The sequence below is a fragment of the Streptomyces aurantiacus genome, assembly GCF_001418335.1.
Lineage (GTDB): Bacteria > Actinomycetota > Actinomycetes > Streptomycetales > Streptomycetaceae > Streptomyces > Streptomyces aurantiacus.
This window is the reverse complement of sequence record NZ_LIPP01000053.1, coordinates 18,603-45,179: the sequence shown is the minus strand read 5'-3', so window position 1 is coordinate 45,179 and position 26,577 is coordinate 18,603. Positions and strand designations below refer to the sequence as shown.

General features: G+C 70.7%; 21 protein-coding genes and 1 tRNA gene. 11 read left to right on the top strand and 11 right to left on the bottom strand.

The genetic code is table 11. The annotated features are described in order from the left end of the window. Positions 1-34: 34 nt before the first annotated feature. Positions 35-1,090, bottom strand: coding sequence for an LLM class F420-dependent oxidoreductase (locus tag AOK01_RS08405; protein ID WP_055510062.1), 1,056 nt, complete (start codon positions 1,088-1,090; stop codon positions 35-37). A 209-nt stretch (positions 1,091-1,299) separates the two neighbouring features. On the opposite strand from AOK01_RS08405, the gene AOK01_RS08400 reads away from it, so the two are divergent. Continuing rightward, a complete protein-coding gene (locus AOK01_RS08400) occupies positions 1,300-2,283 on the top strand; it encodes an aldo/keto reductase (protein WP_055510059.1) in 984 nt (327 codons plus the stop codon). Further along, on the top strand, positions 2,280-4,559 hold the full coding sequence (locus tag AOK01_RS08395) for a helix-hairpin-helix domain-containing protein (RefSeq protein WP_055510057.1): 2,280 nt from the start codon (positions 2,280-2,282) through the stop codon (positions 4,557-4,559). Before AOK01_RS08400 ends, AOK01_RS08395 begins: the two co-directional genes overlap by 4 nt. A gap of 176 nt (positions 4,560-4,735) precedes the next feature. On the opposite strand, the gene AOK01_RS08390 is transcribed toward AOK01_RS08395, so the two are convergent. Further along, positions 4,736-5,485, bottom strand: a complete 750-nt coding sequence (locus AOK01_RS08390; protein ID WP_055510055.1) for a hypothetical protein — start codon at positions 5,483-5,485, stop codon at positions 4,736-4,738. Between the two features lie 47 nt (positions 5,486-5,532). On the opposite strand from AOK01_RS08390, the gene AOK01_RS08385 reads away from it, so the two are divergent. Beyond that, positions 5,533-5,721: a DUF5703 family protein gene (locus AOK01_RS08385; RefSeq protein ID WP_055510053.1), complete on the top strand. Its 189-nt coding sequence runs from the start codon at positions 5,533-5,535 to the stop codon at positions 5,719-5,721. Between the two features lie 143 nt (positions 5,722-5,864). Here the strand turns inward: AOK01_RS08385 and AOK01_RS08380 are convergent, their stop codons facing one another. From AOK01_RS08380 to AOK01_RS08370, 3 genes are all read right to left on the bottom strand, one after another. Then, a complete protein-coding gene (locus AOK01_RS08380) occupies positions 5,865-6,719 on the bottom strand; it encodes a chaplin (RefSeq protein WP_055510051.1) in 855 nt (284 codons plus the stop codon). 136 nt (positions 6,720-6,855) lie between these two features. After that, positions 6,856-7,089, bottom strand: coding sequence for a chaplin (locus AOK01_RS08375; RefSeq protein ID WP_055510049.1), 234 nt, complete (start codon positions 7,087-7,089; stop codon positions 6,856-6,858). 144 nt (positions 7,090-7,233) lie between these two features. Next, positions 7,234-8,559 carry a M20/M25/M40 family metallo-hydrolase gene (locus AOK01_RS08370; RefSeq protein WP_055510047.1) on the bottom strand — a complete coding sequence of 442 codons (1,326 nt, stop codon included), beginning with the start codon at positions 8,557-8,559 and terminating at the stop codon, positions 7,234-7,236. Between the two features lie 186 nt (positions 8,560-8,745). On the opposite strand from AOK01_RS08370, the gene AOK01_RS08365 reads away from it, so the two are divergent. Continuing rightward, positions 8,746-8,833: transfer RNA gene (locus AOK01_RS08365), tRNA-Leu, on the top strand. 17 nt (positions 8,834-8,850) lie between these two features. Here the strand turns inward: AOK01_RS08365 and AOK01_RS08360 are convergent. Together AOK01_RS08360 and AOK01_RS08355 are read right to left on the bottom strand one after the other, a co-directional pair. Beyond that, a complete protein-coding gene (locus AOK01_RS08360; protein ID WP_055510045.1) occupies positions 8,851-9,387 on the bottom strand; it encodes a DUF1203 domain-containing protein in 537 nt (178 codons plus the stop codon). Positions 9,388-9,532: 145 nt separating this feature from the next. Beyond that, positions 9,533-9,862, bottom strand: a complete 330-nt coding sequence (locus AOK01_RS08355; protein ID WP_055510044.1) for a hypothetical protein — start codon at positions 9,860-9,862, stop codon at positions 9,533-9,535. Positions 9,863-10,332: 470 nt separating this feature from the next. On the opposite strand from AOK01_RS08355, the gene AOK01_RS08350 reads away from it, so the two are divergent. Continuing rightward, positions 10,333-13,872, top strand: coding sequence for a WD40 repeat domain-containing protein (locus tag AOK01_RS08350; RefSeq protein ID WP_055510042.1), 3,540 nt, complete (start codon positions 10,333-10,335; stop codon positions 13,870-13,872). A gap of 16 nt (positions 13,873-13,888) precedes the next feature. Here AOK01_RS08350 and AOK01_RS08345 read toward each other — a convergent pair whose 3' ends face one another. Together AOK01_RS08345 and AOK01_RS08340 are read right to left on the bottom strand one after the other, a co-directional pair. Beyond that, complete coding sequence (locus AOK01_RS08345) at positions 13,889-14,188, bottom strand: NIPSNAP family protein (RefSeq protein WP_055510040.1); 300 nt, start codon at positions 14,186-14,188, stop codon at positions 13,889-13,891. A gap of 257 nt (positions 14,189-14,445) precedes the next feature. After that, positions 14,446-14,991 (bottom strand): ATP-binding protein, encoded by a 546-nt coding sequence (locus AOK01_RS08340; protein ID WP_063792749.1) that lies wholly within the window; start codon positions 14,989-14,991, stop codon positions 14,446-14,448. A gap of 209 nt (positions 14,992-15,200) precedes the next feature. Here AOK01_RS08340 and AOK01_RS08335 point away from each other — a divergent pair, with 209 nt between their 5' ends. The 6 genes from AOK01_RS08335 (at position 15,201) to AOK01_RS08310 (ending at position 23,842) form a co-directional block, all read left to right on the top strand. Then, positions 15,201-16,085, top strand: a complete 885-nt coding sequence (locus AOK01_RS08335; protein WP_079103258.1) for a helix-turn-helix domain-containing protein — start codon at positions 15,201-15,203, stop codon at positions 16,083-16,085. Continuing rightward, complete coding sequence (locus tag AOK01_RS08330; RefSeq protein WP_055510038.1) at positions 16,082-16,273, top strand: DUF397 domain-containing protein; 192 nt, start codon at positions 16,082-16,084, stop codon at positions 16,271-16,273. The genes AOK01_RS08335 and AOK01_RS08330 overlap by 4 nt, the downstream gene beginning before the upstream one ends. Before the next feature lie 114 nt (positions 16,274-16,387). Then, positions 16,388-16,810, top strand: a complete 423-nt coding sequence (locus AOK01_RS08325; protein ID WP_245702164.1) for a MarR family winged helix-turn-helix transcriptional regulator — start codon at positions 16,388-16,390, stop codon at positions 16,808-16,810. Between the two features lie 58 nt (positions 16,811-16,868). Continuing rightward, positions 16,869-18,107 carry an oxidoreductase gene (locus AOK01_RS08320; protein WP_055510034.1) on the top strand — a complete coding sequence of 413 codons (1,239 nt, stop codon included), beginning with the start codon at positions 16,869-16,871 and terminating at the stop codon, positions 18,105-18,107. Between the two features lie 314 nt (positions 18,108-18,421). Next, positions 18,422-22,339: a Pls/PosA family non-ribosomal peptide synthetase gene (locus tag AOK01_RS08315; protein ID WP_055510032.1), complete on the top strand. Its 3,918-nt coding sequence runs from the start codon at positions 18,422-18,424 to the stop codon at positions 22,337-22,339. A 105-nt stretch (positions 22,340-22,444) separates the two neighbouring features. Further along, complete coding sequence (locus AOK01_RS08310) at positions 22,445-23,842, top strand: M1 family metallopeptidase (protein WP_079103257.1); 1,398 nt, start codon at positions 22,445-22,447, stop codon at positions 23,840-23,842. Between the two features lie 172 nt (positions 23,843-24,014). On the opposite strand, the gene AOK01_RS08305 is transcribed toward AOK01_RS08310, so the two are convergent. Further along, on the bottom strand, positions 24,015-24,908 hold the full coding sequence (locus AOK01_RS08305; RefSeq protein ID WP_055510030.1) for a peptidoglycan-binding protein: 894 nt from the start codon (positions 24,906-24,908) through the stop codon (positions 24,015-24,017). Then, positions 24,908-26,509: a DUF6519 domain-containing protein gene (locus AOK01_RS08300; RefSeq protein ID WP_055510028.1), complete on the bottom strand. Its 1,602-nt coding sequence runs from the start codon at positions 26,507-26,509 to the stop codon at positions 24,908-24,910. The genes AOK01_RS08305 and AOK01_RS08300 overlap by 1 nt, the downstream gene beginning before the upstream one ends. Between the last annotated feature and the right edge of the window lie 68 nt (positions 26,510-26,577).

Sequence of the window (26,577 nt, the reverse complement as noted above, 5' to 3'; positions counted from 1 at the left end):
GAACTCTCCCGCCCGTCCCGCCCCGCCCGCGCGGTTACGCCAGTCGGGCCCGCTCCAGGGCTTCGGACCCGGCCCGCAGCGAGGCGATCCGGTCGTCCAGGGTGAAGCCGGCGGGGGCCAGCGTGAGCGTGGTGACGCCGGCGGCCGCGTAGGCCTGCATCCGGTCGGCGATGCGGTCCACGGAGCCGAGCAGCGTGGTCTGGTCGATGAGCTGGTGCGGGACGGCGGCAGCCGCGTCCTCCTTGTCGCCTGCCAGGTACTTGTCCTGGATCTCGGCGGCCTCCTTCTCGTACCCCATGCGCTGGGCGAGCTGGTTGTAGAAGTTCTGCTTGCGGCTGCCCATGCCGCCCACGTAGAGAGCGGTGTACGGGCGGAACATGTCGGCCAGCGCCGGTACGTCCTTGTCCTCGCCGAGTGCCAGCGGCAGCGTCGGGCAGACGTCGAAGCCGTCCATGGTCAGCCCGGCCTTCTCGCGGCCCGCGCGCAGATGCCTGAGCGCGGTGTCCTCCAGGTGGTCCGCGGACGGGAAGATCAGCAGGGCGCCGTCGGCGATCTCGCCGGTCTGCTCCAGGTTCTTCGGGCCGATCGCGGCGATGTAGAGCGGGATGTGCTCGCGCTCCGGGTGCACGGTCAGCTTGAGCGGCTTGCCCGGGCCGCCCGGCAGCGGCAGGGTCCAGTGCGTGCCCTCGTACGACAGGCGCTCGCGGGTCATGGCCTTGCGCACGATCTCGACGTACTCGCGGGTGCGGGCCAGCGGCTTGTCGAACTTGACGCCGTACCAGCCCTCGGAGACCTGCGGTCCCGAGACACCGAGGCCGAGCCGGAAACGGCCGCCGGAGAGCGAGTCCAGGGTGGCGGCGGTCATCGCGGTCATCGCGGGCTGGCGGGCCGGGATCTGGAAGATGGCCGAGCCGACGTCGATGCGCTCGGTCTGGGCGGCGACCCAGGTCAGCACGGTGGCCGCGTCCGATCCGTACGCCTCGGCGGCCCAGCAGACCGCGTACCCGAGGCGGTCGGCCTCCTTGGCCACGGCGAGGTTGTCCGCGTCCATTCCGGCACCCCAGTAGCCGAGGTTGATCCCGAGCTGCATGGCCGATCCCCTTACTGATCAGTAACGTCCCTTGCCCGGCACCCTAGCGCGCCGCCGCGCCGAGCGGCAGGGACCCGGGTGCGGGCTCGGGTGAGACCGGACACGGGGTCAGGTGAACCCGGGTACGGGGTCAGGTGATCCAGGTTGTCAACAGGACCGTTGTCCACAGGACCCCACGCGCCGACTTCCGGCCAGTAATCTCAGCCCTCATGGAGCAGAGGCATCTCGGCCGTACCGGCCTGCGCGTGTCCCGCATCGGGCTCGGCACCCTCACCTGGGGCAGAGACACCGACGAACACGACGCCGCGGACCTGTTGAAGACGTTCTGGGAGGCGGGCGGCAGCCTCGTCGACACGGCCGACGTGTACGGGGACGGGGAGGCCGAGTATCTGCTCGGACAGCTCATGGAGGGGCTGGTCCCGCGCCGGGACCTCGTCATCTCCACCAAGGCGGGCAGCGTGCCCGACCCGGACCGGCGTTTCGACGGCTCGCGGGGGCACCTGCTGTCCGCCCTCGACGCCTCGCTGGCCCGGCTCGGCACGGACTACGTGGACCTGTGGCAGATCCACGCCTTCGACGCGGACGCACCGCTGGAGGAGACCCTCCAGGCCCTGGACATCGCTGTCAGCAGCGGCCGGGCACGGTATGCCGGGGTGTCGAACTTCTGCGGCTGGCAGCTCGCGAAGGCGGCGACCTGGCAGCTCGCGGCCCCCGGGATACGTACGCGGCTGGCCAGCACGCAGATGGAGTACTCACTGCTGCAGCGCGGCGTCGAGCGCGAGGTGCTGCCCGCGGCGCTGGACCTGGGCATCGGTCTGCTGCCGTCCTCCCCGCTGGGCCGGGGCGTCCTGACGGGCAAGTACCGGCACGCGACACCCGCGGACTCGCGGGGTGCCTCGGAGCAGCTGGCGGCGTTCGTCGCGCCGTATCTGGACGACGCGGCGAGCCGCGTCGTGGAAGCGGTGGCGACGGCCGCGGACGGCCTCGCGGTGACCCCGCTCCAGGTGGCGCTCGCCTGGGTCCGCGACCGGCCCGGGGTGGCCGCCCCCATCATCGGCGCGCGCAACGCGCTCCAGCTCACGGCCGCGTTGTCAGTGGAGACCCTTAGTCTTCCTGACGAGATCTGCCGAGCGCTCGACGACGTGTCCGCGCCCGTGCACCACTATCCCGATCACGACTGGAGCACGCTGTGACCACGGAGCCGTCTGCCGCCGCGGAGGAAGCCGAGCCGGGGACGCCGGACGCCGGTCCCGAATCCGAGTCCGATTCCGGGTCCGATTCCGGGACTGAACCCGAATCGGGGTCCGCGCCCGGTTCCGAATCGGGGTCCGAGGCCGGGTCCGAGGCCGGCTCCGAGGCCGGGGGTGCGGTCCAGTTGTCCGAGGCCCAAGCCGAGTTGGCCGCGCAGCGGGAGCTGCGGGAGCGGATCGAGCGGCGGAAGGCGGAGAAGGACGGACCGGTCGTCGCCGGGACAGGGCTGAGCGGGAAGGCGGCCGATCTGCTCGCGGCCGTCCGGGCGGTGGAGAGCGGGGAGAAACCCCCGGCGAGCGTCTTCAGCGACCCGGAGCCCGCGCCGCGCAGGGCCGCGCCGGAGCCGGTGCGGCGCCCGCAGCCCGTTCCTTCCGGAGCCCCCGCGTCGATGGCCGCCGAGTCCGTCGACGCGGTGCGCGCCGTGCTCGTCAGGGGTGGCGCCCCCGAGGCGTTGGCACCGCAGGCCGCCGCCACCCTCGGCGAGGGAGCGGACGGTCAACTGCGCGACGACCCCTGGCAGTTGCTTCAGGTGGCAGGGGTGCGGCCCGAGCAGGCCGACGGGTTCGCGCGGGCCCTCCTCGGCGCGGAGTGCGGGCCGGACGACGAGCGGCGGGGCCGCGCGGTCACGGTGTGGCTCCTCGAACAGGCGGCGCTGGCGGGACACACCGCCCTGGAGGCCCCGGCACTCCACGCCGCTCTCACGCAGCGCTCGGTGCCCGACCCCGACGCCGCCGTGCAGAGCGCTCTGGCGGAGGGTGACGCCCTGGTCTTCCAGGACGCGCTGGACGAGCCCGGTACGCCGTCGGCTCCACGACGGTCCGAGGGGGCGGCCGGCGAAGCCGGGGAGGGCGGCGAGGATGCCGAGAGCGCCGAGGGCGAGGAACCTCGTCCGGTGCGCGTCCTCATCGGTCTGGAGCGGTACGCGCTCGCCGAGGAGAGCCTCGCCGACGGGCTCGCCCGCGTGGTCAACGCCCTGTCCAAGGCGGAGGCGGACGGTTCGGCGACGGCCTGGGAGCCGGTCGCGACGGGCTCGGCCACCGAGCTGATCCGGGCGGTCGCGGGCCACGGCCTCGTCCTGCACACCGGCGGCGAGGCGTCCCGCGCGGAGCCCGCGTCGCTGGTGGCGGCGGCCCGTTCGCTGGGTCTGCGGGTATGCGTCGCCGCCCACCATCCGGACGGCCGCCGCCGCTTCACCGATCTGCTCGCGACAGCGCGGAAGTCCCAGGAACTGAAGGACTCGCAGGAGCCTCAGGACGCGGCGGCGGTCGTGGCCACCGTCGCCGGTCTGCTCTCCGGTGAGGAGGGCCCGGGGCGGGACCGGGACGGCATGCTCCTGACCGATCTCCTGATCGTGCTCGACGCGCCGCAGCTCGACATCGAGAGCGCGGCGATGCTCGCGGAGTCGCTGCCCGACGGTGCCCGGCTGGTGCTGAGCGGAGACCCCGGTGTGCTGTGGTCGGCGGGCCCCGGGCGGGTCTTCGCGGATCTGCTCGCCGCGCGGGTGTGCCCACAGGTCGCCTCACGGACCCCGGACCCGGGCCCCGTCGGCGAACTGGTCTCGGGCATCGGCATCGGCGAGCTGAACCAGGTGGAGGCCCCCGGCAAGGAAGTGGTGATCATCCCGGTGCGCGACGCCGGGGAGGCGGTCCACCGCACCGTGCAGCTGGTCGCCGACTCTGTGCCGCGCGCGATCGGCATCCCGGCCGAGCAGACCCAGGTGATCACTACGGGCCACGGCGGCGCCGCGGGCACCCGTGTGCTCAACGCGGCGCTGAAGGAGCGGCTCAACCCGGGCCCCGGCCGCTTCGGCGGCTTCGACCCGGGCGACCGGATCGCGTACTCCGCCACGCCGGGCCGTTCGGTCCCGGGCCACGTCGTGAAGGCCGACGCGGCCGGGCTGCACCTGGACTGCGCGGGCACGCCCGTCGTCGTGCCGAAGGAACGGGTGGAGCAGACGGTGCGGCACGGCTGGGCGCTCACCGCTCACCAGGCCGTCGGGGTCCGCTGGCCCGCCGCGGTCGTGGTGCTGCCCGGCGATGCCGCGCAGGCGCTGTCCAGGCCCTGGGTCTACACCGCCTTCGGCCGCGCCGACCGGCATCTCTCCGTGGTCCACGGCGTGGAGCAGGCGCTGCCGCGTGCGGTGGCGGAGGTCGCCGCGAAGCCCCGTACGACCAGGCTGCCGGCCCTGCTCACGGCCCAGGTACCGGCGTCGGGCTGAGCCCCGTACCGGAGCGGCCGTACCGCGGCGGCCGTACCGGCGGAGTTCCGCCGCCGCGAACGCGCCGGTGGCGGGCACCGGGCTCATCGGCCCGACGCCCGCCACCGTAGGTCTCAGCGGACCACAGGCCCCAGCGGCCCGCAGGTGACCTGCGGGCCATAGGTACCGGTGATCCGTCAGCGATCCGCGTCCTGCGCCGCCCGGTCCGCGTCCTCGCCGCGCCGGCCTCCGCGTTCCGGCCCGACGGCGTCCTCCACCCCGATCTCTGCCAGGGTCCCAGCCTCGATGTCGTCATCGATGTCGTCATCGGCATCGTCGTCGAAGACCGCGCTGACGTCGAAGCGGCACACCACCTGGTGAGTGTCGGCCTGGTCGAACGGGGCCTCCAGCCACTCCCCCGGCTCTGCCGGTTCGTCCGATGCGGTCACCCACAGCGTCGAGTCGCCCTCCTCCAGGCCGAACTCCTTGTGCCGGGAGGCGATCTCGTCGGCCTCGAACTCGCCGAAGAGGACACCGAGCGCACCGTGCACGGTCCCGGACGCGGCGTCGAAGCCCGCCGTCACGGCCCCGGACTCCTCCACGGCCTCGACCCGCTGGGCCTGTGCCAGCAGCCGCTGCGGCTCCACCACCACGTAGTCCCGGCGGATCAGCACGCTCAGCGCGTTGGGCTCCTCCGGCCCGGTGTACGGCGGCAGGGAGTCGTCCGAGCCGGGGATCTCGAAGGGGGTGACCTCGTCGTAGCGGTCGTAGAGGAGCTCGTCGTACTCCTCGGCGGCCGCCGCCAACTCGTTGAACGCCTCGTAGACGGCCGGGTCGTCCTCACCCGACCTGCGCTCGACCGCCGCCAGGTGGCGGTCGAGCGCGGTCTTGACCGCCTCGGCGGCGGCTCGTACCTCGGCAGCGGTGGGCTGCGCAGCATCAGACATAGTGCAGACGCTATCCGTACAGGGCCTCCGCACGCACAATAGATGCGATGCCGGAATACGAATTTGTCAACGTGTATGTGCCGCGCGGGGTCTCCCGCAAGGAAGCAACGCGCCTGCTGACGGACCATGCGGAGTACGGACACTGGGAGTTGGACCGCCTCAGCCTGCACACCGACGGCAGCCGCAGGGTGCGGTTGCGCCGACGGATCATCCGCCAGGTGCGGGCCACCTGGTGACGCGGGACGGCTGAAACGGGGTGGGCTCCGCGTGTGCGGGCCCGCTCCGTTCGACCTGTCGACCTGCCGCGAGGGCGAAGCTCTTCACTCCATGGTTATTTGTCACACCATCGCCCGATTTGGGTAGTTATGGCGTCGCCGACTCACGCTGTGGCACGCGCCTTGCGGTAGAGCACGGCGCCCGCCAGAAGCGAGCCCGCACCCACCGGCAGCGCGAGGCCGAGCGGCAGGCCGCTGCCGGTCCGTGCGAGATACGCGAAGCCGTCGGACTGGCCGACGGCCTGGGTTCCCGCGTCGTTCGCGTGCGAGCCACCCGCGTTTCCGCTCCCGGTACTCCCACCGGGCCGACCCTGTTCGCCCGGCTGACCCGGCTGACCCGGCTGACCTGGCTGACCTGGCTGACCTGGCAGATTTGGCTGGCCCGGCTGATTTGGCCGGCCCGGCTGATTTGGCCGGCCCGGCTGATTTGGCCGGCCCGGCCGGCCGGGTTCTCCCGGCCCGCCCGGAGGGTTCGGCTCCTCGCCGCCGCCGGGGGGTGTCGCCCCATGCCCGCCGCCGGCGTTCCCGCAGGCGTTGCCCGTGGCCGCGTTGCCGACACCGCCGACGGAGATGCTGTTGCCACAGACGTTGACCGGCACGTCCACCGGGATCTGCACATGGTTGCCGGAGGCCACGCCGGACGAGTCGTCGGTGTGCCCGCCGGCCCGCGATCCCCCGCCCGATCCGTGGCGGCCGGAGCCGCCCCCCTTGCCGGCGCCTTTGTTGGCACACTCGTTGCCGACCGCCGGGTTGAGCAGCCCGATCACGTTGACGGTGTTGCCGCAGACGTTGACCGGCACGTTGACCGGCGCCTCCACCGAGTTCCCGGAGAGTACGCCCGGGGAGCCCGAGGTGGTGCCGTGCGCCCCCGAGTCGGCGTGCGCGTAACCGCCGGTGGCCGCGAGGACACCGGTCGCGGCCGCCACTGTCATCAGGCCTTTGCGGGTGACCTGTCGCATAGCTTTTCCCTGCCTCGTAAGCCGTACGGAATGTCGGCGGCCCCGGAGCGCATGGCGCGCGCTCCGGGGCCGCGGACTCAGAACCTCATGGGGGCAGGCCCTCCTTGGGGCAGGCCCTCATGAGATGAGCACAACGTCAGGCGTTGACGCAGGTGTTGCCGAAGGCGGGGTTCAGCACACCGATCACAGAGATCGTGTTGCCACAGGCGTTCACCGGCACGTGGATGGGCGCCTGGACGACGTTGCCCGAGAGCACGCCGGGAGAGTGCAGGGCAGCACCCTGAGCACCGGCATCGGCAGCCGCAACACCCGCGCCGGCGAGAACGAGGCCACCCGTGGCAGCCACAGCGGCGACGATCTTCTTGATCATTATTCCTCCTGGTTGGTAAATGTGATCCCAGCCGCGGATCACATCATCAGTAACGAGGAGGGAGTAATAGGGCTACGAGCTTATGAGCGCATTCACTCTTCTCAGTCGACTCCGTACGCGCTGGCGATTACGGGAGGGCCGGCTTCATGAGGCCTCGATGAAGCGGTCGAGCACGCGCACGCCGAATTGCAGGGCGTCGACGGGCACCCGCTCGTCGACGCCGTGGAACATCCCGGCGAAGTCCAGCTCCGGCGGCAGCTTCAGCGGGGCGAAGCCGAAGCAGCGGATGCCGAGGTCGTCGAAGGACTTGGCGTCGGTGCCGGCGGAGAGCATGTAGGGGACGGCTCGGGCGATCGGGTCCTCGGCCGAGAGCGCGATCTGCATGGCGTCCACGAGGGCACCGTCGAAGGTGGTCTCCAGGGCCTTGTCCGCGTGCACGTCCTCGCGCCGCACCTGCGGGCCGAGGATCCGGTCCAGGTCGGCGAGGAACTCCTCCTCGTAGCCCGGCAGGTAGCGGCCGTCGACGTGCGCGGTGGCCTGGCCGGGGATCACGTTCACCTTGTAGCCGGCGCCGAGCTGGGTCGGGTTGGCGGTGTTCTGCAGTGAGGCGCCGATGAGCTTGGCGATACCGCCGAGCTTGGCCAGCGTCGCGTCCATGTTCTCCGGGTCCAGCTCGGTGCCGAGGGCGTCGCCGAGCTCGTCCAGGAAGTGCCGCAGCGTCTTCGTCACGCGTACGGGGAACTTGTGCCGGCCGAGCCGCCCGACCGCCTCGGACAGCTCGGTGATCGCGTTGTCCCGGTGGATCATCGAACCGTGCCCGGCGGTGCCGTCCACGGTCAGCTTCATCCAGTGCATGCCCTTCTGGGCGGTCTCCACCAGATACAGCCGCAGTTTCTCGTTGACCGTGAAGGAGAACCCGCCGACCTCGCCGATCGCCTCCGTCACCCCTTCGAAGAGGTCGGGGCGCTTGTCGACGAGGTACTTGGCGCCGAACGTGCCGCCTGCCTCCTCGTCGGCCAGGAAAGCCAGCACGAGGTCCCGGGGAGGTTTGCGACCGCTGCGCACCCGGTCGCGTACGACCGCGAGGGTCATCGCGTCCATGTCCTTCATGTCGACCGCGCCACGGCCCCACACACACCCGTCGGCGATCTCGCCGGAGAACGGGTGGTGCGTCCAGTCCTGGGCGTTCGCCGGTACGACGTCGGTGTGGCCGTGGATGAGCAGTCCGGGCCGCGAGCGGTCCTCGCCCTCGATCCTGACCACCGTCGAGGCGCGGCCCTGGTGCGACTCGAAGATCTCCGGTTCGAGACCCACCTCGGCGAGCTTCTCCGCGACGTACTCGGCGGCCTTGCGCTCACCGGGGCCCGAGTGGTCGCCGTAGTTGCTCGTATCGATCCGGATCAGCTCGCGGCAGAGGTCGACGACCTCGTCCTCACCCTTGATGCTCCTGGTCGTGTCCTGCTCGCTCACGCTGCTTCCTCCCACTGTCACTGCTGGTGGTCCCTCTCATCCTCCCTCTACGGTCCTCCCCGCCCAAGGCCGGACCACGCCCGTCACACGCCGTTCACGCCCCGCCGGCCGGTGATCGGGGGCTCTCGAAAGCCTGGTAATGTTTCCTTCGTCGCCGCGAGGGGAACCCCGCGCGACAGGCACCTGGTCCGGGTGGCGGAATGGCAGACGCGCTAGCTTGAGGTGCTAGTGCCCTTTATCGGGCGTGGGGGTTCAAGTCCCCCCTCGGACACCAACTGAGACCCCTGTTGATCAGGGGTTTCTTGCTTTTCCGGGGCCGTGGCGTGGCCCACCACGCACCTCGAAGTGGAAGCATCCGTATTCCACTGCCCTGACGTGTACGAGCACCACGTCCGGATCGTTGAACGCATCGTCGAAGGCCGCATCGAAGCCGGCCGTGGCGTCGGCCGGAATCGCCAGAAGACGGCCGCCCACGATATGGCCCCGGGCGTCATAGCGGCGCACGGTACGCAGGGCTCCCGGCCGAGCGAAGGGGTAGTTCTCACCGGGGGTGAACCCGCCGCAGTCGTCGGCATGGATGAAGACGGGGCCCTGTTCGTCGTACGCGCCCGGATCTGCGCCCCTCGCGGCGGCCCAGCGGCGCAACGGGGCGTACGAAGCAAGGGCGATCCGTTCGCCGAGCGTAATGGGGCGCAGACAGCAGCGCAGCGGAGAGCCCACGTCGTCGCCGGTCGCGATGTACGGGGCGCAGGGACGGCCCGCGTCGTCGAGAACCCGCAGTTCCTTCAGGACGGCCGCGTCAACGGGGAGCACGGTGTATCTGGTCATGGGCCCATGCTGAATCGACGCACGGGCGGTTGCCGGCAGGAAACGGACGTCACGTTGGTGCGCGCCCACGCGGACGACCGGCGGGAAAGGTGACACCCGCTGAACGCAGGCCGCCTACGATCGCCGACCCCTCGGGATTGATCATCTAGAGGATGACGCCGAGGGTGATGAGGGCGAGCGTGGGCAGAGTGGTGGCCGCGACGCTCAGCAGCCAGTAGGTCCCCGGCGCCAGGAGCGTGCGGCGTCGGAGCGGCAGGTTGGCCAGCCACCACATGAGGAAGAACAGTGTGAGCACCGGCCCGCCGAGCAGCAGCCAGGGCAGGACACCGTCATTCTCCGTGGGATTCCTGCCGGCGAGGCCGAGTCCGGCCAGGGGCCAGTTCGCAGCGAAGTAGTACACCAGCCAGATCGGCACGATGCCCGGGATCCCGAGCACCACGTTGACCGCGAAGAGCACAGGCCAGCTCCTGCCCATGTGTCCAGCCTCGTTTCTTGCCGACCGTCACGAGGAGCGCGACAAGCAGTTGTAGTTTTCCAGGGCGAAATTCGAGCCGATCAGTTCACGGCCGTGATGACCAGCGTCGTCGCCGGTGCCTTGGACCGGCAGGCAAACGTTGAGTGTCGAACAGGTCCGCGGCAAGCCCGGGTTGGGGCCGGCCAGTTGGTGGGCGTCGTAGATGGTCGGTTAGGTGGACAAGTGGATGTCGTAAGTCTCGTCCTCGTTTACGACACGCGGTGTGCAAGACGGGGCCGAAGCACCGGAGCAACTCCTGGAATCACGGTATTCGGTTGGGTGGTTGCAAACGCTGAGGTCCATGGCTTGTTCTGTCACATGCTGTTGAGATCCACTTCGCCACGGTCGATGATGTTTTGCGGCGGCTTTGAGGAGAGTGTGGTGCTGCGGGGAAACGGCGACGCATCGGTGACTGCTTCGTGAGGCATCGTATGCAGCTTGCGCTGCAGATCATGCTGGTGCTTGTCGCGAGCCTGCTCGGCATCGCCACCAACTACGCCACCGGTACGGACGACGCGCCCTGGCTGTTACAGGCGATTCAGCAGGCGTCCGTACCGGCCATCGGTCTGCTGATCGTCGCCATGGTGGTCGGGCAGGTGGTCGTGTATCGGCTGGAGAATCCGGCACCGCCGCCGGTGGAATGGGCGCGTGATCGGGTGCCCTACCCGGGCCTTGACGCCTTCGTGGAGGACGAGGCGGCGGTCTTCTTCGGTCGGGAGGCTCAGGCAGCCGAGTTGACGCGCAGGCTGCACACCTCGTCGCAGCGGCCCGCCGACCGATTCCTGGTCCTCGTCGGAGCGTCCGGCAGTGGCAAATCCTCGTTGGTCAGAGCAGGTGTGATGCCACGGCTTCGGGGTCGGCGCTGGACGGTCCTGCCTGCCTTCTCCCCCGGGCCCAACCCTCTCGGCGCCCTGGCTTCTGCCATCGTGGCTGCGGGTGGAGGGCAGGAACCGGTGAGCGCTGTCCTGCGGCGTCTGCGCCAGGGATCGGGCGCCCTCGGTTCGGAGTTGTCGCGGTTGCGCGACGGCCGGTTCCGTCGGACGTTGCTCGTGATCGACCAGTTCGAGGAAGTGGTCACTCTCGCCGGTGAACGTGAGCGGGCCCAGTTCCTCGAAGCGCTCCGTTCCTGCGTGGAGCAGGATTCCGCCATCCACGTACTGGCCACGCTCCGCGTCGACTTCCTGGGCCGACTGCTCGGCACCGGGCACGCCGAGGTCTTCCAGCACCCCATCGCCATCGGAACGTTGAGCAGAGGTCAGTTGGCTCAGGTGGTGGAGCGTCCCGGAGCGCTGGTGGATCTCTCGTTCGCTCCTGGCGTGGTCGACACGATTGTGGACGAAACGGGTACCGATGATGCCCTGCCGCTCCTCGCCTACCTTCTGCAAGAGCTCTACTTCGCCTCCGGGCCGGGGCAGACGGTCACCGATGACATGTACCGCCGCCTCGGCGGTGTGGCAGGTGCCCTGTCGCGGCAGGCGGACCACACCGTCGCGGATCTCGGCCCGCGGGACGGAATCGACGTCGTACTCCGGGTGTTGCTCAGATTCGTCACGGTCCAAGGGCAGGAAGTGGCCCGTCGACGCGTGCCGTTGTCCGAGCTCGACGACCGGGAACGTCATATCGTGGATGCCTTCGTGGACGCGCGGTTGCTGCGGTCCGGCGCCGGCGGCGGCGCACCGTCCGACCAGGAGCCCTATGCCGAGGTGACGCACGAGGCGCTGTTCCGCCGGTGGGCTCCGCTGAGGCAAGAGGTCGAAGCACGTGTCGAGCGGCTGCGCGAACGCGCCGAGCTGGAGCGGTGGGCCGAAGACTGGGAGCACTCAGGACGCAGCGACGACTACCTCCTGACCGGGGAACGGCTGTCGCTGGCACAGGGCTGGCTGGCAGCCCTGGAGGAGGCAGGGCAGACCTCCGCACCGGCGCGAGCGCTCGTCCATTCTTCCCAGCGACGTGATCAGGCCTTCCTTCGCCGGGTCTCCGACAGCATCGGTCGGCACGTGCTCGTCAGCGCGGAGACCCAGCCGGAGCGAGCCATCCTCCTGTCGCTGACCGCACTCGGTGAGTGCACTCCGACGCCGTCGGCCCGCCGGGGCCTGATGACTGCGCTGGCGTCCAGCCATCTTCGTATCCGGCTCGACGGGCATACGGACACTGTCCGTCACATCGCATGGTCCCCCGACGGTCACTTGCTGGCCACGGCGTCGCGGGACGGCACCGCCCGGGTCTTCGACGCCGGCTCCGGCCAACCCCTGTTCGTTCTTCCCTCCGACGGTGCGATGGTGGAGTCGGTTGCCTGGTCACCCGACTCCTCCCACCTCGCGACTGCGGGCCGCGACAGTGTGGTCCGGATCTGGAACGCCGCCTCCGGCGAGCCTGTCCGGCTGCTGACCGGGCCGGTGGAGCCCGGCAGACAGGTGGCGTGGTCTCCCGACGGGAGACACATCGCTGCCACCTGGAAGGACTGTGTCGTACGCGTCTGGGAAGCCGCAACAGCCACCCTCGTACACGAACTGCGCGGGCATCGCGACGACATCTGGGGCGTGGCCTGGTCCCCGGACGGCACCCGGCTCGCCTCCGCCTCTCATGACCAGACGGCGATCGTGTGGAACCTGGAAACAGGTACGGCCGCAACGACCCTGACCGGCCACTCGGACTTCGTCGAGGGCATCGCATGGTCTCCCGACGGATGCTCCATCGCCACGGGATCGGGCGACCACACCGCCCGCATCTGGGACGCGCAGAGCGGTGAGCTGCGGCTCCTGCTGCGCGGACACACCGACTACGTGTGGAATCTTGCCTGGTCCCCGGACGGGCGGATGCTGGCCTCCGCCTCGTCCGACCAGACCGTACGCGTCGTCAGCACCGAGGACGCGAAGGTCCTGGCCGTACTGCGTGGCCACACCGACACCGTGTGGGGAGTGGCCTGGTCGCCCACCGGCGCTCGACTCGCCACAAGTTCGACCGACGGCACTGGAATCGTGTGGGACCTCCGGCCACGAGGAGCCGAGCAGGTACTCACACACGGACACACCGGGCCCGTGAACCAGGCAGCATGGTCCGCCGACGAAGCCCGCCTCGCCACCGCCTCCGACGACGGCACGGTGCGCTTGTGGGACACGGCCACCGGGGCTCCCACGGGGCGCGCGGCGCAGCTCGGCGACCGGGTGTGGAGCGTCGCCTGGTCGCCACGGACCGACCGGCTCGCTCTCAGCACCAATGACGGCATCTTCCGTGTGATGGACGAATCGGGCAGTGTCCAGTTCGAGCACCGGGGCGAGGTGGTCGAGGCCTGTGCCTGGTCCCCGGACGGCAACCGCATCGCTACCGGCGGGCACGACGGCACTGTTCGCATCCGTTCGACACAGGCAGGTACCGAACTCCAGACTCTCACCGGGCATCAGGACTGGGTCGGCCGTATCGCGTGGTCGCCCAGCGGCCGAATGCTGGCCAGTTCCTCCGACGATCGCACCTGTCGGCTGTGGGACGTCAGCGAGAGCCGTCAGCTCACCGTCCTGCGCGGCCACGACAACTACGTGGATGATGTCGCCTGGGCGCCGGACGAGCGCCGGGTCGCGACGGCCTCCGGTGACTGGACCGCCGCGGTGTGGGACGTGGCCACAGGACGCCGGATCGACATCCTCAGAGGCCATGAGGGACGGGTCCGCGCCGTCGCCTGGTCCCCCGACGGCGGGCTCATCGCCACCGGCTCCGACGACCGCACCGTACGGGTGTGGTCCTCCGTCACCTTCGAGGAGATCGCGATCGTCGGCGTCCACCAGGACAAAGTGACGTCGGTCGCCTGGTCGCGGGACAGCACGAGGCTGCTCACGGCTTCCTTCGACGGAACAGCCCGTGTGTGGTCCGCCGATCCCGACTTCGGCCGCCTCGAAGCAGACGCCCGGGGGCGGGTTTTCCGGACGCTCAGCGAGGAAGAGCGGCGTGAGCACCTGCTGCCGCTCACCCCCTCGTAGTCCGTACCGCACACGGTCAGTACCGCTCCTCCACCGTGCGGTCGTCGGTGTGCAACAGGTAGTCGTCAGGGGCAAGGTTCATGGCCTTGCGCGCCGGTGACGCCCAGTACATCGCGTTGCGCTCGGCGAACGTCTCGGGACCGTCGTAGGAGATCAGCCAGAGGAACTGGTTTCGCTCGCGGTCGACCCACGCCCCGCCGATGGTGAACCCCAACTCCAGTCGCAGCGGCACGATTTCCTCGCGCCACCGCTCCACCCACTCGTCGAGCAGGCCGTCACGGACGGTGTAGGTGCGCAGTTGGGTGGTTCTGGGCATGCGGAAGTCCTCCCAGGGCAAGGCTCGACGTGAGTCCTCAGGCTATGGCGTAACGGCTTCCTGGGTGATCGCTGCGGTCGCAACCGGACGATTTCCGCAAGCCTGCGCATGCTCGAACCCCGCTTCGCGAAGGTCTCCGTGGGCATTCGGATCGCGGCGGCCCGCCTCGGACAAGCGTGGCCGACATGCGCCGCTCAGTAGCTGACGCTACAGCCTCTGTGCGGCGGTACGCGCCTGTCTGAGACGTGCGCCTGAACTCACCCCACGCTCGCGGTTGACTCCGTGGAGGTGGACGCGAACCCTTCGTTCGAGTCGTCCAGGGATCCAATCGGGGTGGTGCGTACGGCGCACTCGGCCCACACCGTCTTGCCGGGGCCCACGCGGTCGCGGACGCCCCAGCGGGTGGCGAGCGCGTCGACGAGGAGCAGGCCTCGGCCTTGGTCCTCGTCCGGGGCGGGCTTCCTGCGCGCCGGCAGGGCGGGGTGCGTGTCGGTCACCTCGATGCGGATGAGAGCCGGCGCGTGGCCGTGGTCGGCGTCGCGTCCGTCGTCCCGCTCATCGTCGTAGGCGAGGAACAGGGCGAAGTCCCGTCCCGGGACGCGGCCGTGGAGGGCGCTGTTCGCCGTCAGTTCGGCGACGACGAGGAGCACCGTGTCGTGGGCTTCGGTGCCGTGGGGGTGGCCCCACTCGGTGAGCTGGTGCGCCGTGAGCAACCGGGCGAGGCGAGCGCCGCGCCTGGTCGCGGAGAAGCGCTGCGCGAAGGTGCGGGCCGGCGTGGGGGGCTGGGTGTGAGGGGCTTGCATGGAGGTCAGCCTGCGGGGAGCCGACGCCTCGTCGGCAGGTCCGGCACTGATACAGATCACGCTGTACGAGTTCACGCTCTGGACTGGGACGGTCGCTGTACGTAAGCATCGGTCAGGTCGGCCGTGGCGCAGCGCGGACGGCACACCGTACGGCACCAGTTGGGCCACCACACAGGTGCGGCCCGACGGCACAAGGAAAGGCGGCTGCGATGGCGACGGCGGACAAGGGCGGCGGGATCGGCGGAGCCGATGGGGGTACCGCCGGGCAGGGCGGGGGCTGTGAACCGGAGTTGTCCGACAGCCTCAAGACCTTCGGCGCGGTACTCAAGGTGCTGCGGGAGGAAGCCCGCCTGACGCAGGAGCAGTTGGCGCCGCTGGTGGGCTACTCGCCCGCGTACGTCGCCAAGATCGAGCAGGGGAAGCGGTTCCCTCCCCGGGGGTTGCTGGACCGGTCGGAGGGGGCGCTGGGAGCGGTCGCGTCGCGGGTGTTGGCCGCGGCGGCGCGTAGCCTGACCCGGAAGGTGGGGCTGGCGTCGTGGTTCCGCCACTGGGCGATGGTGGAGGAGGAGGCCATCTCGCTGTACGCGTATGAGTGCCGGGTCATTCCGGGCTTGCTCCAACCTGAGCCGTACATCCGAGCCCTCTTTGAGCGCCATCTGCCTCCGCTCACTGATGAGCAGTCCGAACGGCAGGTGGCAGCGCGACTGGCCAGGCAACAACTCCTCGGTGAGCGCCCGAACACAACGTTCAGCTTCGTCATCGAGCAGGCGGTTCTGGAGCGTCGGATGGGCGGCAGAGCAGTGACGAAGGTGCTCGTGGAACACCTCCTTGAAGTCGGCCGCTACCGTAACGTGGAGCTCCAGGTCATGCCGTTGCTTCAGGAAGAACACGCCGGCTTCGAGGGCGATATGTACCTTGCCGAGACAGCCGATCACCGATGGATCGGTTACACCGAGGGGCACGGTAGTAGCCTTCTGATCAGCGACCCAAAAGCCGCAAGTCAGATGCTCCAGCGCTATGGCAAGATGCGCTCGCAGGCCTTGAGCCATCAGGCCACGGCAAGCTTGCTGGAACAGATGCGAGGAGCCCTATGAGCACCAGTGAAACGACCTGGTTGAAGAGCAGCTACAGCGGCGGCGGCGGCGACAACTGCATCGAGATCACCCACCGCCCCGGCGTCGTTCTCGTCCGGGACTCGAAGGACATCCAGAAGCAGGCGCTTGCCGTCTCACGCGACGCCTGGTCGGCGTTCACAGGACTGGCCGCCGACTCCCGCGTATGACCCCGGTGAGTGCGCCGGGTGGCCGACCCATGAGCGGGAAGAGAGCGGACCGGCCACCCCGGGGCCGCCTTCGGCCTTGCCGCGCGGCACACGGCCCTGGCGAGAATGAGTGACGTGGACGATCTGCTGAGCGTGGTGCGTGCGGTGCATGAAATCTCGATGGTCACCAACACGCGGCTGGAGCCCGTGCTGGGGCGGCTTCAGCTCACGTATCAGACGGCGCAGGCGCTGTGGGCCATCGACCCGGACCGGCCCGCGCCGCCGATGCGGGTGATGGCGCGGCGCCTGCACTGCAACGCGTCCAATCTGACGTTCATCGCCAAGCAGTTGGAGGGCCGCGGGTACGTGGTGCGGCGCCGCGATCCGCAGGACGGCCGGTCGAGCGTTCTTGAGCTGACGGCGGAAGGGGCGCGGGTGCGCAGGACGGTGATCGAGGAGGCGCTCGCGCTGAGCCCCTTCGCGGCGCTCTCGCCGCCGGAGCTGGCCGTTCTGGCGGGCGCGCTGACTCGGGCGGCGGAGATCGCGGAGATTCCGTGACGTAGTTCAAGACTTGAAGTACTCTTCGAGTACTTCAAGGCTTGAAGGAGTTGTCGTCATGGTGTCGGTCGCCAGTCCACTGACCTTGCGCAGTGGGATCACGTTGCGGAACCGTATTGTCAAAGCCGCCATGGAGGAGCAGCTCGCGGCCGGCGGGCAGCAGCCCGATGAGCGTATCGAGCGGCTGTATCGCCGCTGGGGCGCCGGTGGGGCCGGTCTGGTGATCACGGGGCACGTCATGGTCGACCGGCGGGCTCTCGCGCAACCCGGCGACGTCGTGCTGGACGGGACGAGCGACCTCGTACCGTTCCGGCGGTGGGCGTCGGCGTCGGGTACCACCCCGGTGTGGATGCAGATCAACCATCCGGGACGTGTGGTCCTGCGTGACACCGGTGTACTCGCCCTGGCGCCGTCCGCGACGCGGGTGGACCTCGGCGCGCTCTCGTCGCTGTACCCCACCCCGAAGCCGATGACCGTCGCGGACATCGACGAGGTGATCGGGCAGTTCGCCACGACGGCGGTCCTCGCGCAGGATGCCGGATTCGGCGGAGTCGAGATCCACGCGGCCCACGGCTATCTCCTCTCGCAGTTCCTGTCGCCGCTGGTGAATCGTCGGGACGACGAGTGGGGCGGCTCGCTGCGGAACAGGGCGCGGCTGCTCCTGCGGATCGTCGACGCCGTCCACGCGCGCGTGCGCCCCGGGTTCGGCATCGCGGTCAAACTGAACTCGGCCGACTTCCAGCGCGGCGGATTCGACATCGACGACGCCGGGCGCGTCATCGAGTGGCTCGGGGACCGGGTCGACTTCGTCGAGTTGTCCGGCGGCAGCGTCGAGTCGCTGGCGACGTCGGGGCACACCGCCGACGACCGCACCCTGGAGCGCGAGGCGTACTTCCTCGACCTCGCCGGCCGCCTGGTCGGTCGGGCGGCGGTACCGCTCATGCTGACCGGCGGCATCCGCCGCGGCGCGATCGCCGAACGTGTCCTCGACCGCGGGTTCGCCCTGGCCGGTGTGGCGACCGCCCTCGCTCAGGACCCCGAACTCCCGCGGCGCTGGCTCGCCGGTGACGACGCGGAGGTCGCGCCGCCGCGGTCCGTGGTCCGCGCGAAGCTCGTGCGCGCGGCAGCCGTCCAGGCCGCCGTCACCGGACGTCTGCATGCCATCGGATGCGGCAAGGACAGTCCCACCCGGCCGCCGATACTCGCACTCGTCATCGACCGGCGCCGGCGTTCCCGCCAACTGGCCCGCTACCGCCGGGACAACGCCACCGACGCCGGTACGCGCGTGGATGTGTGACGTCCGCCCGGCCTCCTCCCGATCCTCCGCCTGCCCCTCTGTCTGACCGTGCCGCTGTACGGGTTCGGCTCTCGCGCCGCTGTTTCCGGCATGTGTGGGGCATATCTCGTCAGGGTGACATACCTCCACGTCACAGCGTCGCCGATCATGTATTCGCGGGCTCCCGAGGGCCGTTCGCAGCGTTGCGGCGCAGGTCCGCGGCCTGTGGCGTACTAAAATTCCTCGCTTGTTCGGAGTCGCGCGGAATATCCCCAGGCATACCTGCGGGCCCGTCGGCTTCCCCGGTCCTTCCGGGTACGACATGTGAGGACCTGATGGCAGCCCTCCAGCAAGGCCCCGCGCTCGCGTTGTCCGACGACCTGTCCGACGACGCAGTACGGGCGGAGTTCGGTGACCGGGCCCGGTTCTCCGCGGCCTCCGCGCCCTCTCCGCGCACCCTCGTCGACATTCTTGACGCCTCCGTGCGGGCGTATCCCGACGAGCCCGCGCTCGACGACGGCCGGCGCTGCCTCAGCTATCGCGCGCTGGCCGTCGAGGTCGAGGCCCTGCGGCGGCGGCTGAGCGATGCGGGGGTGGGTCTCGGGGACCGGGTGGGAGTGCGGGTTCCCTCCGGGACCAACGAGTTGTACGTTGCCGTGCTTGGCGTACTCGCCGCCGGTGCCGCCTACGTGCCGGTGGACGCCGAGGACCCGGACGAGCGGGCCGAGTTGGTCTTCGGGGAGGCCGGCGTGCGGGCCGTCGTCGGGGACGGGCTTGAGCTGACTGTTCACGGGCGGAGCGAAGTGCCCGCCTCGCGGCCCGGGGTCGGGCACGACGCGTGGGTCATCTTCACCTCCGGTTCGACCGGCAGGCCCAAGGGTGTCGCCGTCAGTCACCGCAGCGCCGCCGCCTTCGTGGACGCGGAGGCCGCGCTGTTCCTCACCGAGGACCCCATCGGGCCCGGTGACCGTGTCATGGCCGGTCTGTCCGTGGCCTTCGACGCGTCCTGCGAGGAGATGTGGCTGGCCTGGCGGTACGGGGCCTGCCTGGTGCCCGTGCCGCGCTCCCAGGTGCGCGGCGGGGCCGACCTGGGGCCCTGGCTGGTCGAGCAGGAGATCAGCGTCGTCTCCACCGTTCCTACGCTGGCCGCCCTGTGGGAGCCGGAGGCGCTCAACGAGGTACGGCTGCTGATCTTCGGCGGCGAGGCCTGCCCGCCCGAGCTGGTACAGCGCCTGGTCACCGAGGGGCGCGAGGTGTGGAACACCTACGGGCCCACCGAGGCGACCGTCGTGGCGTGCGCCTCGTTGCTGACCGGCGACGAGCCGATCAGGATCGGGCTGCCGCTCGACGGCTGGGAGCTGGCCGTCGTCGACGAGGCCGGCGAGCCCGTGCCGATGGGCGGCAGCGGGCAGCTCGTCATCGGCGGGGTCGGGCTCGCCCGCTACCTCGACGCGGAGAAGGACGCCGAGAAGTACGCCCCGCTGGAGTCGCTCGGCTGGGAGCGCGCCTATCGCAGCGGTGACCTGGTCACGGCGGAGCCGGAAGGGCTGATCTTCCTCGGGCGGGCCGACGAGCAGATCAAGCTCGGCGGACGCCGGATCGAGCTGGGCGAGGTGGACGCCGCACTCCAGGCACTGCCCGGGGTGGCGGGCGCCGCAGCCGCCGTACGTACCGCCCGCGGCGGGAACCAGCTCCTCGTCGGCTATGTCGTCCTCCAGGAAGACCTCAAGGACGGCACAGACGGAGGGGGCGGCTGGGATCATGCTGCCGCCGTCGAGAAGCTACGGGCCGAACTGCCCGCCGCCCTCGTCCCGTTGCTCGCTCCCGTGTCCGAGCTGCCTACCCGTACCTCCGGCAAGGTCGACCGCGACGCGCTGCCCTGGCCGCTGGCCGAGTTGGAGAGTGCCGGGCCCACCGAGCAGTTGTACGGGACCGAGGCCTGGCTCGCCGAGCAGTGGAGCGAGGTGCTCGGCATCCCGGTGGGTTCCGCCCGGGACGACTTCTTCGCCATCGGCGGTGGCAGTCTCGCCGCCGCCCAGCTCACCACGCGGCTGCGTACCCGTTATCCGAGTGCCGCCGTGCTCGACATCTATCAGCAGCCGGTTCTGCGGAAGCTCGCCCGGCATCTGGAGAAGTCCGCGCAGGGCGACGGTGCCGAGCGCGTGATCGTCCCTGTTCCGCCGCGCGCCAAGGTGGTTCAGCTGCTCGTGCTCGTACCGCTGTTCACGCTGCTCGGGCTGCGCTGGACCGTGGCGCTGGCCGCGCTCGGCAACGCGCTCCACTGGTTCGGCGCGTATCCGTGGGCGCCGACCGCCTCCTGGTGGCTGGTCGGTCCACTGGCCGTCCTGCTGTTCAGTCCGCCCGGGCGGCTCGCGATCGGCGCCGGCGGTGCGCGGCTGCTCCTGCGCAACGTACGGGCCGGACGGTATCCGCGCGGCGGCAGCGTGCACCTGCGGCTGTGGACCGCCGAGCGGCTCGCCGAGTTCAGCGGCGCGACCTCGCTGACCGGGTCCTGGCTGGAACGGTACGCGCGTGCGCTGGGCGCCAAGGTCGGGCCCGATGTCGATCTGCACTCGCTGCCGCCCGTGACCGGCATGCTCAAGCTCGGCCGCGGCGCCGCCGTGGAGTCCGAGGTGGACCTGTCGGGGCACTGGCTGGACGGCGACCGCCTGGAGATCGGCCCGGTCAAGGTCGGCGCGCACGCCGTGGTCGGCACCCGGAGCATGCTCTTCCCCGGCGCTCGCGTCGCCAAGCGGGCCGAGGTGGCCCCCGGTTCGGCCGTCGTCGGGCATGTCCCGACCGGTCAACGGTGGGCCGGCGCACCCGCGGTCAAACTCGGCAAGGCCAAGCGGGACTGGCCCAAGGAGCGCCCGCGCAAAGGCACGTACTGGCGGGTGATGTACGGGGCGGCCGGGTTCGCGCTGACGCTGCTGCCGCTGGTCGCGGGGCTCGCCGCGCTGCTCGTGGTGAGCGTCTTCGTCGGGCCGGACGCCGGGCTCGGTGACGCGCTGCGGGGTGCCGCCGTGGCGCTGGTGCCGGCGACCCTCGCCTTCGGGCTCGCGTACGCGCTGCTCCTGCTGGTCGCCGTACGGCTGCTCAGCCTCGGCCTGCGGCCCGGTACGCATCCGACACACAGCAGGATCGGCTGGCAGGCCTGGACCGTCACACAGCTCATGGACCGGTCCCGCGAGACGCTGTTCCCGCTGTACGCCGGGCTGGTCACGCCGGTGTGGCTGCGGCTGCTCGGGATGCGGATCGGGCGGGGCGCCGAGGTCTCGACCGTGCTCGCGCTGCCGAGCCTGACGACGGTCGGCGAGGGCGCGTTCCTGGCCGACGACACGCTGACCGCGCCGTACGTGCTCGGCGGCGGCTGGATGCGGATCGGCCGGGCCGAGATCGGCCGCCGGGCCTTCCTCGGGAACTCCGGGATGACCGCGCCGGGCCGTTCGGTGCCGGACGGCGGTCTGGTCGGGGTGCTGTCCGCGACGCCGAAGAAGGCCAAGAAGGGCAGCTCCTACCTGGGGCTGCCGCCGGTCAAGCTGCCACGGTCGGCCCAGGGCGGCGACCAGAGCCTCACGTACGACCCGCCCGTGCGGCTGCTGTGGGCGCGCGGGCTCGTCGAGCTGTGCCGGATCGTGCCCGTGTTCTGCTCGGCGGCACTCGCCGTGCTGACGGTGGCGGCGCTGAGTGCGCTGGGGGTGTGGGCCTGGGCGCTCGCCGGAGTGGTGCTGCTCGGTGCCGGGGCTGCCGCGGGGCTGGTGTCCGTGGTCGCGAAGTGGCTGCTCGTGGGGCGTCACCGGGCCGGTGAGCACCCGCTGTGGAGCGGTTTCGTGTGGCGCAACGAGCTGGCCGACACCTTCGTCGAGGTGGTCGCCGTGCCGTGGCTGGCCGGGTCCGTGCCGGGCACCCCGGTGATGAACCTGTGGCTGCGGGGCCTTGGCGCCCGGATCGGCAAGGGCGTGTGGGTGGAGAGTTACTGGCTGCCCGAGACGGATCTGGTGACGCTCGGGGACGCCGCGACGGTGAACCGTGGCTGTGTGCTGCAGACCCACCTCTTCCACGACCGGATCTTGCGGACGGATACTGTGGTCCTCCGTGAGGGCGCCACCCTGGGCCCGGGCGGAATCGTTCTGCCCGGCAGCACCGTCGGGGCGCGCAGCACACTGGGACCCGCGTCCCTCGTCATGGCGGCGGAATCCGTTCCCGACGACACCCGCTGGCTGGGCAACCCGATCGAGGCGTGGCGGTCCTAGGTACGGCCCGTACGGCGCCGGGGCCGGGGCCCTGGGAGGGATACCTGCCACCGGGCGGTACCACCGGCATGTCGTACGAGCACAGCGCAGGGAGCGGACACTTCAGTGGTTCGGCAGCAGCAGGCAGCGGGAGCGGACCTGGATCCGTACTTTCCGGCGAACGGCGACCCCCGTTACCGGGTCCACCGGTACGAACTCGCCCTCGACTACCGGCCGGGCCCCAACCGGCTCTCCGGCACCGCACGCCTCAACGCCATCGCGGGCCGGTCGCCGCTCGCCGAGTTCCAGCTGAACCTCGCCGACTTCCGCGTCGGGCGGCTGCGGGTCGACGGGCGGACGCCGCACTACACGCACCGGGGCGGCAGGCTGCGCATCCGCCCGGCGAAGCCGGTCCGGGCCGGGGCCGCGTTCACCGTGGAGGTCCACTGGTCGGGCAACCCCAAGCCGGTACGCAGCCCATGGGGCGGGCTCGGCTGGGAGGAACTGGAGGACGGGGCGCTGGTGGCGAGCCAGCCGGTGGGCGCGCCGTCCTGGTACCCGTGCAACGACCGGCCCGCCGACAAGGCCTCGTACCAGATCGCCGTCACCACGCCGTCGGCGTACTCGGTGGTGGCGGGCGGGCGGCTGCTGACGCGTACGCCGAAGGCGTCCACGACGACCTGGGTGTACGAGCAGTCGGCGCCGACGTCCAGTTATCTGGTCGGCCTTTCCATCGGCAAGTACCAGACCGTGCTGCTCGGCGACCCGGGGCTCGGCGGTGTGCCGCAGACGGGGCACGTTCCGGTGCGGCTGCTGACGGAGTTCTCGCGGGACTTCGCGCGGCAGCCCGCGATGATGGCGCTGTTCGAGGAGCTGTTCGGCCCGTATCCGTTCGGCGAGTACGCGGTGGTCGTCACCGAGGAGGAGCTCGACGTGCCGGTGGAGGCGCAGGGGCTCTCGCTGTTCGGCGCGAACCATGTGGACGGGGCGCGGGGTTCCGAGCGGCTGGTGGCGCACGAGTTGGCGCACCAGTGGTTCGGGAACAGTGTGAGCATCGCCGACTGGCGGCACATCTGGCTGAACGAGGGGTTCGCGAAGTACGCGGAGTGGTTGTGGTCGGAGCGGTCCGGTGGGCGCCCGGCCCAGGTGCTCGCGGGGCTTGCCCACCGGGGGCTGGCCGGGCAGCCGCAGGATCTGCGGTTGTCCGACCCGGGGCGGAAGCTGATGTTCGACGACCGGCTCTATCAACGGGGCGGGCTGGTGTTGCATGCGGTGCGGTGTGCGTTGGGGGACGAGGCGTTCTTTCGGATGCTGCGGGGGTGGGCTGCTGTGCATCGGGGTGGGGTGGTGACGACCGCGGCGTTTGTCGCGCATGTGGCTCGGTATGCGGCGGAGCCGGTGGATGAGTTGTTTGCTTCTTGGGTGCATGAAACTGCGTTGCCACCATTGCCGGTGGCGGTGGCTTTGCCGTTGCCCTCGGCGGGGGGTGTGATTCCGGCTCGGCCGCCGTATCCGCCCACGTGAGCGGTTCGCTGGGGGTGGGGGGATGCGGTGTGTTGTTGCGGGTGCGGGTGCGGGTGCGGGTGCGTTGTGGCTGGTCGCGCAGTTCCCCGCGCCCCTAAAAGATTGCGCAGTTCCCCGCGCCCCTAAAAACCAAAGACCGCGCCGTTCCCCGCCCCCCTCAAAAACGGTGTCCCTAGTTGGTCTTTGGGATCTTTAGGGTGTCCCAGCTTTTTTTGCCTGGGATTCCGTCTGCGTCTTTGCCCTTGTAGCCGAGTTTTTGTTGCCAGGCCGCGTAGGACTTGCGGTCGGCCTCTGTCCAGTTGGGGCCGGGGCCGCTCTCGTAGCGGCCGCAGCCCTCGGCCACCAGGCGGCGGCCCATCGCCGTGATCGCGGCGGACTTCTGGCCGATGTGGAAGAAGCCGCTGCCCGGGAACGGCTCGTACGACGGCTTGGGGGCGGGCTTCGGGTCGGGGGCCGGTTTGTCGGCGTCGACCTTGCCTTTCAGGCGGTCGCGGATGCGGCTTCGCATGCTGTCCATCGTGAAGCCTCGCGGGTCGACCTTGCCCGGCTGCCACTCCTTGTGGCCGATGACGGAGCGTTCCGTCCAGCCGTGGGCGCGGCAGATCGCGGCCGAGACCTTCTCGATGGCCTCCTTCTGCACCTCGGGCCACGGGTCCTTGCCGTTGCCGAGGTTGATGCACTCGAAGCCGTAGAAGTGGCGGTTGCCGTCGGTGTCCGCCTCGTTGTCGGGCGGGAGTTTCGTCTCGTTGACCACCGCGCGCAGCACGTCGCCGTCGCCGAGCCCCGCGTGGTTGGCGCGGCCGTTGCCGACCAGGTGGACATGGCCCTTCTTGTCGATGACGCCGTGGCACAGGGGGCCGGGAAGCGCCGAGTAGCCGTCGTAGCAGATGTCGACGGAGGCGCTGGTGCCGGACGTGACGGTGTGGTGGATCATCACGCCGTTCATGGGACCCCAGGCGCCCTTGGAGTTGCGGTTGTGGGTGCGCCAGTTGCGGACCTCGTGGACCGTCAGGCCCTCCGCACGCAGGATCTCCACCAGTTTCGATGCGGTCAGGGGCTTCGCCATCAGTTGTCTCCTTCCTGGGCGTCCACGGCTGCCTCCGCCTCCGCGGTGGTCTGTGACCTGCCCCCGGAGGGGTCGCCCTCCGCCTCCTGTTCCTCCTGGCGGGCCCGGGCCTCCGCCGCGAGCGTCGCCTCGTCCGCCGCCGGGATGTCGACGGCCAGCGGTGCGAAGGCGAGCCGCAGGTCCACGGCGCCGGACTCGCCCTTGACCAGGGCGAGCGGCGCGAAGTGGCGGGCTATGCCGGCCGGGGAACGGAGCAGTGGCCTGCGGGCCCGGTCCGTGGGCCATTCGACGCCGCCCGTCGCCGTGCGCGCGGGTACCGTCCAGTGGTCGCCTGTGCGGTAGGCGCCGCCCTTGGCGAAGTAGACCTCGATGCCGTCCTCCAGGGGGAGCCACTCCCCCTCCGTGACCGGGACCGCCCCGCCCCGCAGGGTCGTCGTACGGCCCTTGTGCCGGGGGCCCTCGTGGTGGTCCCATCGGCGCAGGAACGGGTTGAGGTGCGGCAGCCGTCCGACGCCCGGCTCCGGCTCGGCGGACAGGCGTACTCGGCGGCCGGGCAGGTCCAGTTCCTCCACCCTCAGCAGGGGCAGCGGTTCGAGGCGGGAGGCGTACGCCGTGTCCGTGAACTCCACGCGGTCGCCCACGTCCAGGTCCAGCTTGTCGTCATGGCCCAGCGACGCCAACTGGACCCACGTACCGTCGAGTTCGTCGACCGGGAAGACCACGGAGCCGTTCTCGCGGGACCACTTGAACGTGGCGTCCTTCGCCGCGCCGCCCTCGTGGACCTCGACGCGGTACAGCTGGTTCTCCGGGCCGCGGTAACGGGCGTCGGGCTTGACCAGGCACGGGTCCTCGTCGGCGTGCCCGGGGCGCTCGGCGCGGGCGGCGAGGCGGGCCGAGGAGACGGCCTGCTTCCCGGCCCAGCGGGTGAAGGCCTCGCGGACCGTGTCCTTGGACGGCTCGGCTTCTTCGACCTCCAGGTCGGCGAGCGCCAGCGGCAGGACCTGCCAGACGACCTTGGCGCGGGCGGAGGTGTCCGGCATCGCCGCGCCGAGGGCGACCTCGCGCAGCGCCGGGTCCTCGGCCGCGGTGACGACGCGTTCCCACACGTGGAGGTAGGCGACGAACGGTGCCTGGGCGGGCGAGGGCAGCCGGTCGCCGGGCTTCTCCGGGTCCCGGAAGCCGTCCGGCTGGTCCCAGTAGGTCCAGTGCGCGGTCGCCTGACCCGCCGCCTGACCCGCCGCCTGCGCGCCGTCGTCCTTCTCGTCGCCCTTGTCGTTCTCGTCGGCCTCGGCCGGGACGGGAACCCCTGCGGCCGGGCGGTCCGCGTCGCACAGGATGCCGTCGACGTAGTACCGGCCGCCGTGGATGTGGAGGGTGTCGATGTCGTGCCGGCCGCCCACGTACTCGACGCGGAAGCCGGCCGCGTCACGCGGTCCGCCGTGCGGTCCGATCAGGTCCGCGGTGAGGGCGCGGGCCTGATGGAGCTGGATCGCGGTCTGTTCGTTGGCGTCCGCGTCGAGCTGGACGCGGCCCTGCTGGACCACGACCGCGGAGTAGTGCCGCTCCGGGCGGAAGGTGGAGCGGGAGAGGTCTGCGTGCATGAAGGGTGTCCCCCTGGTCGGAAGTGCGGGTTCACGAAGTCGTGGGATGGGTGGGGCCGGGCGGCCAC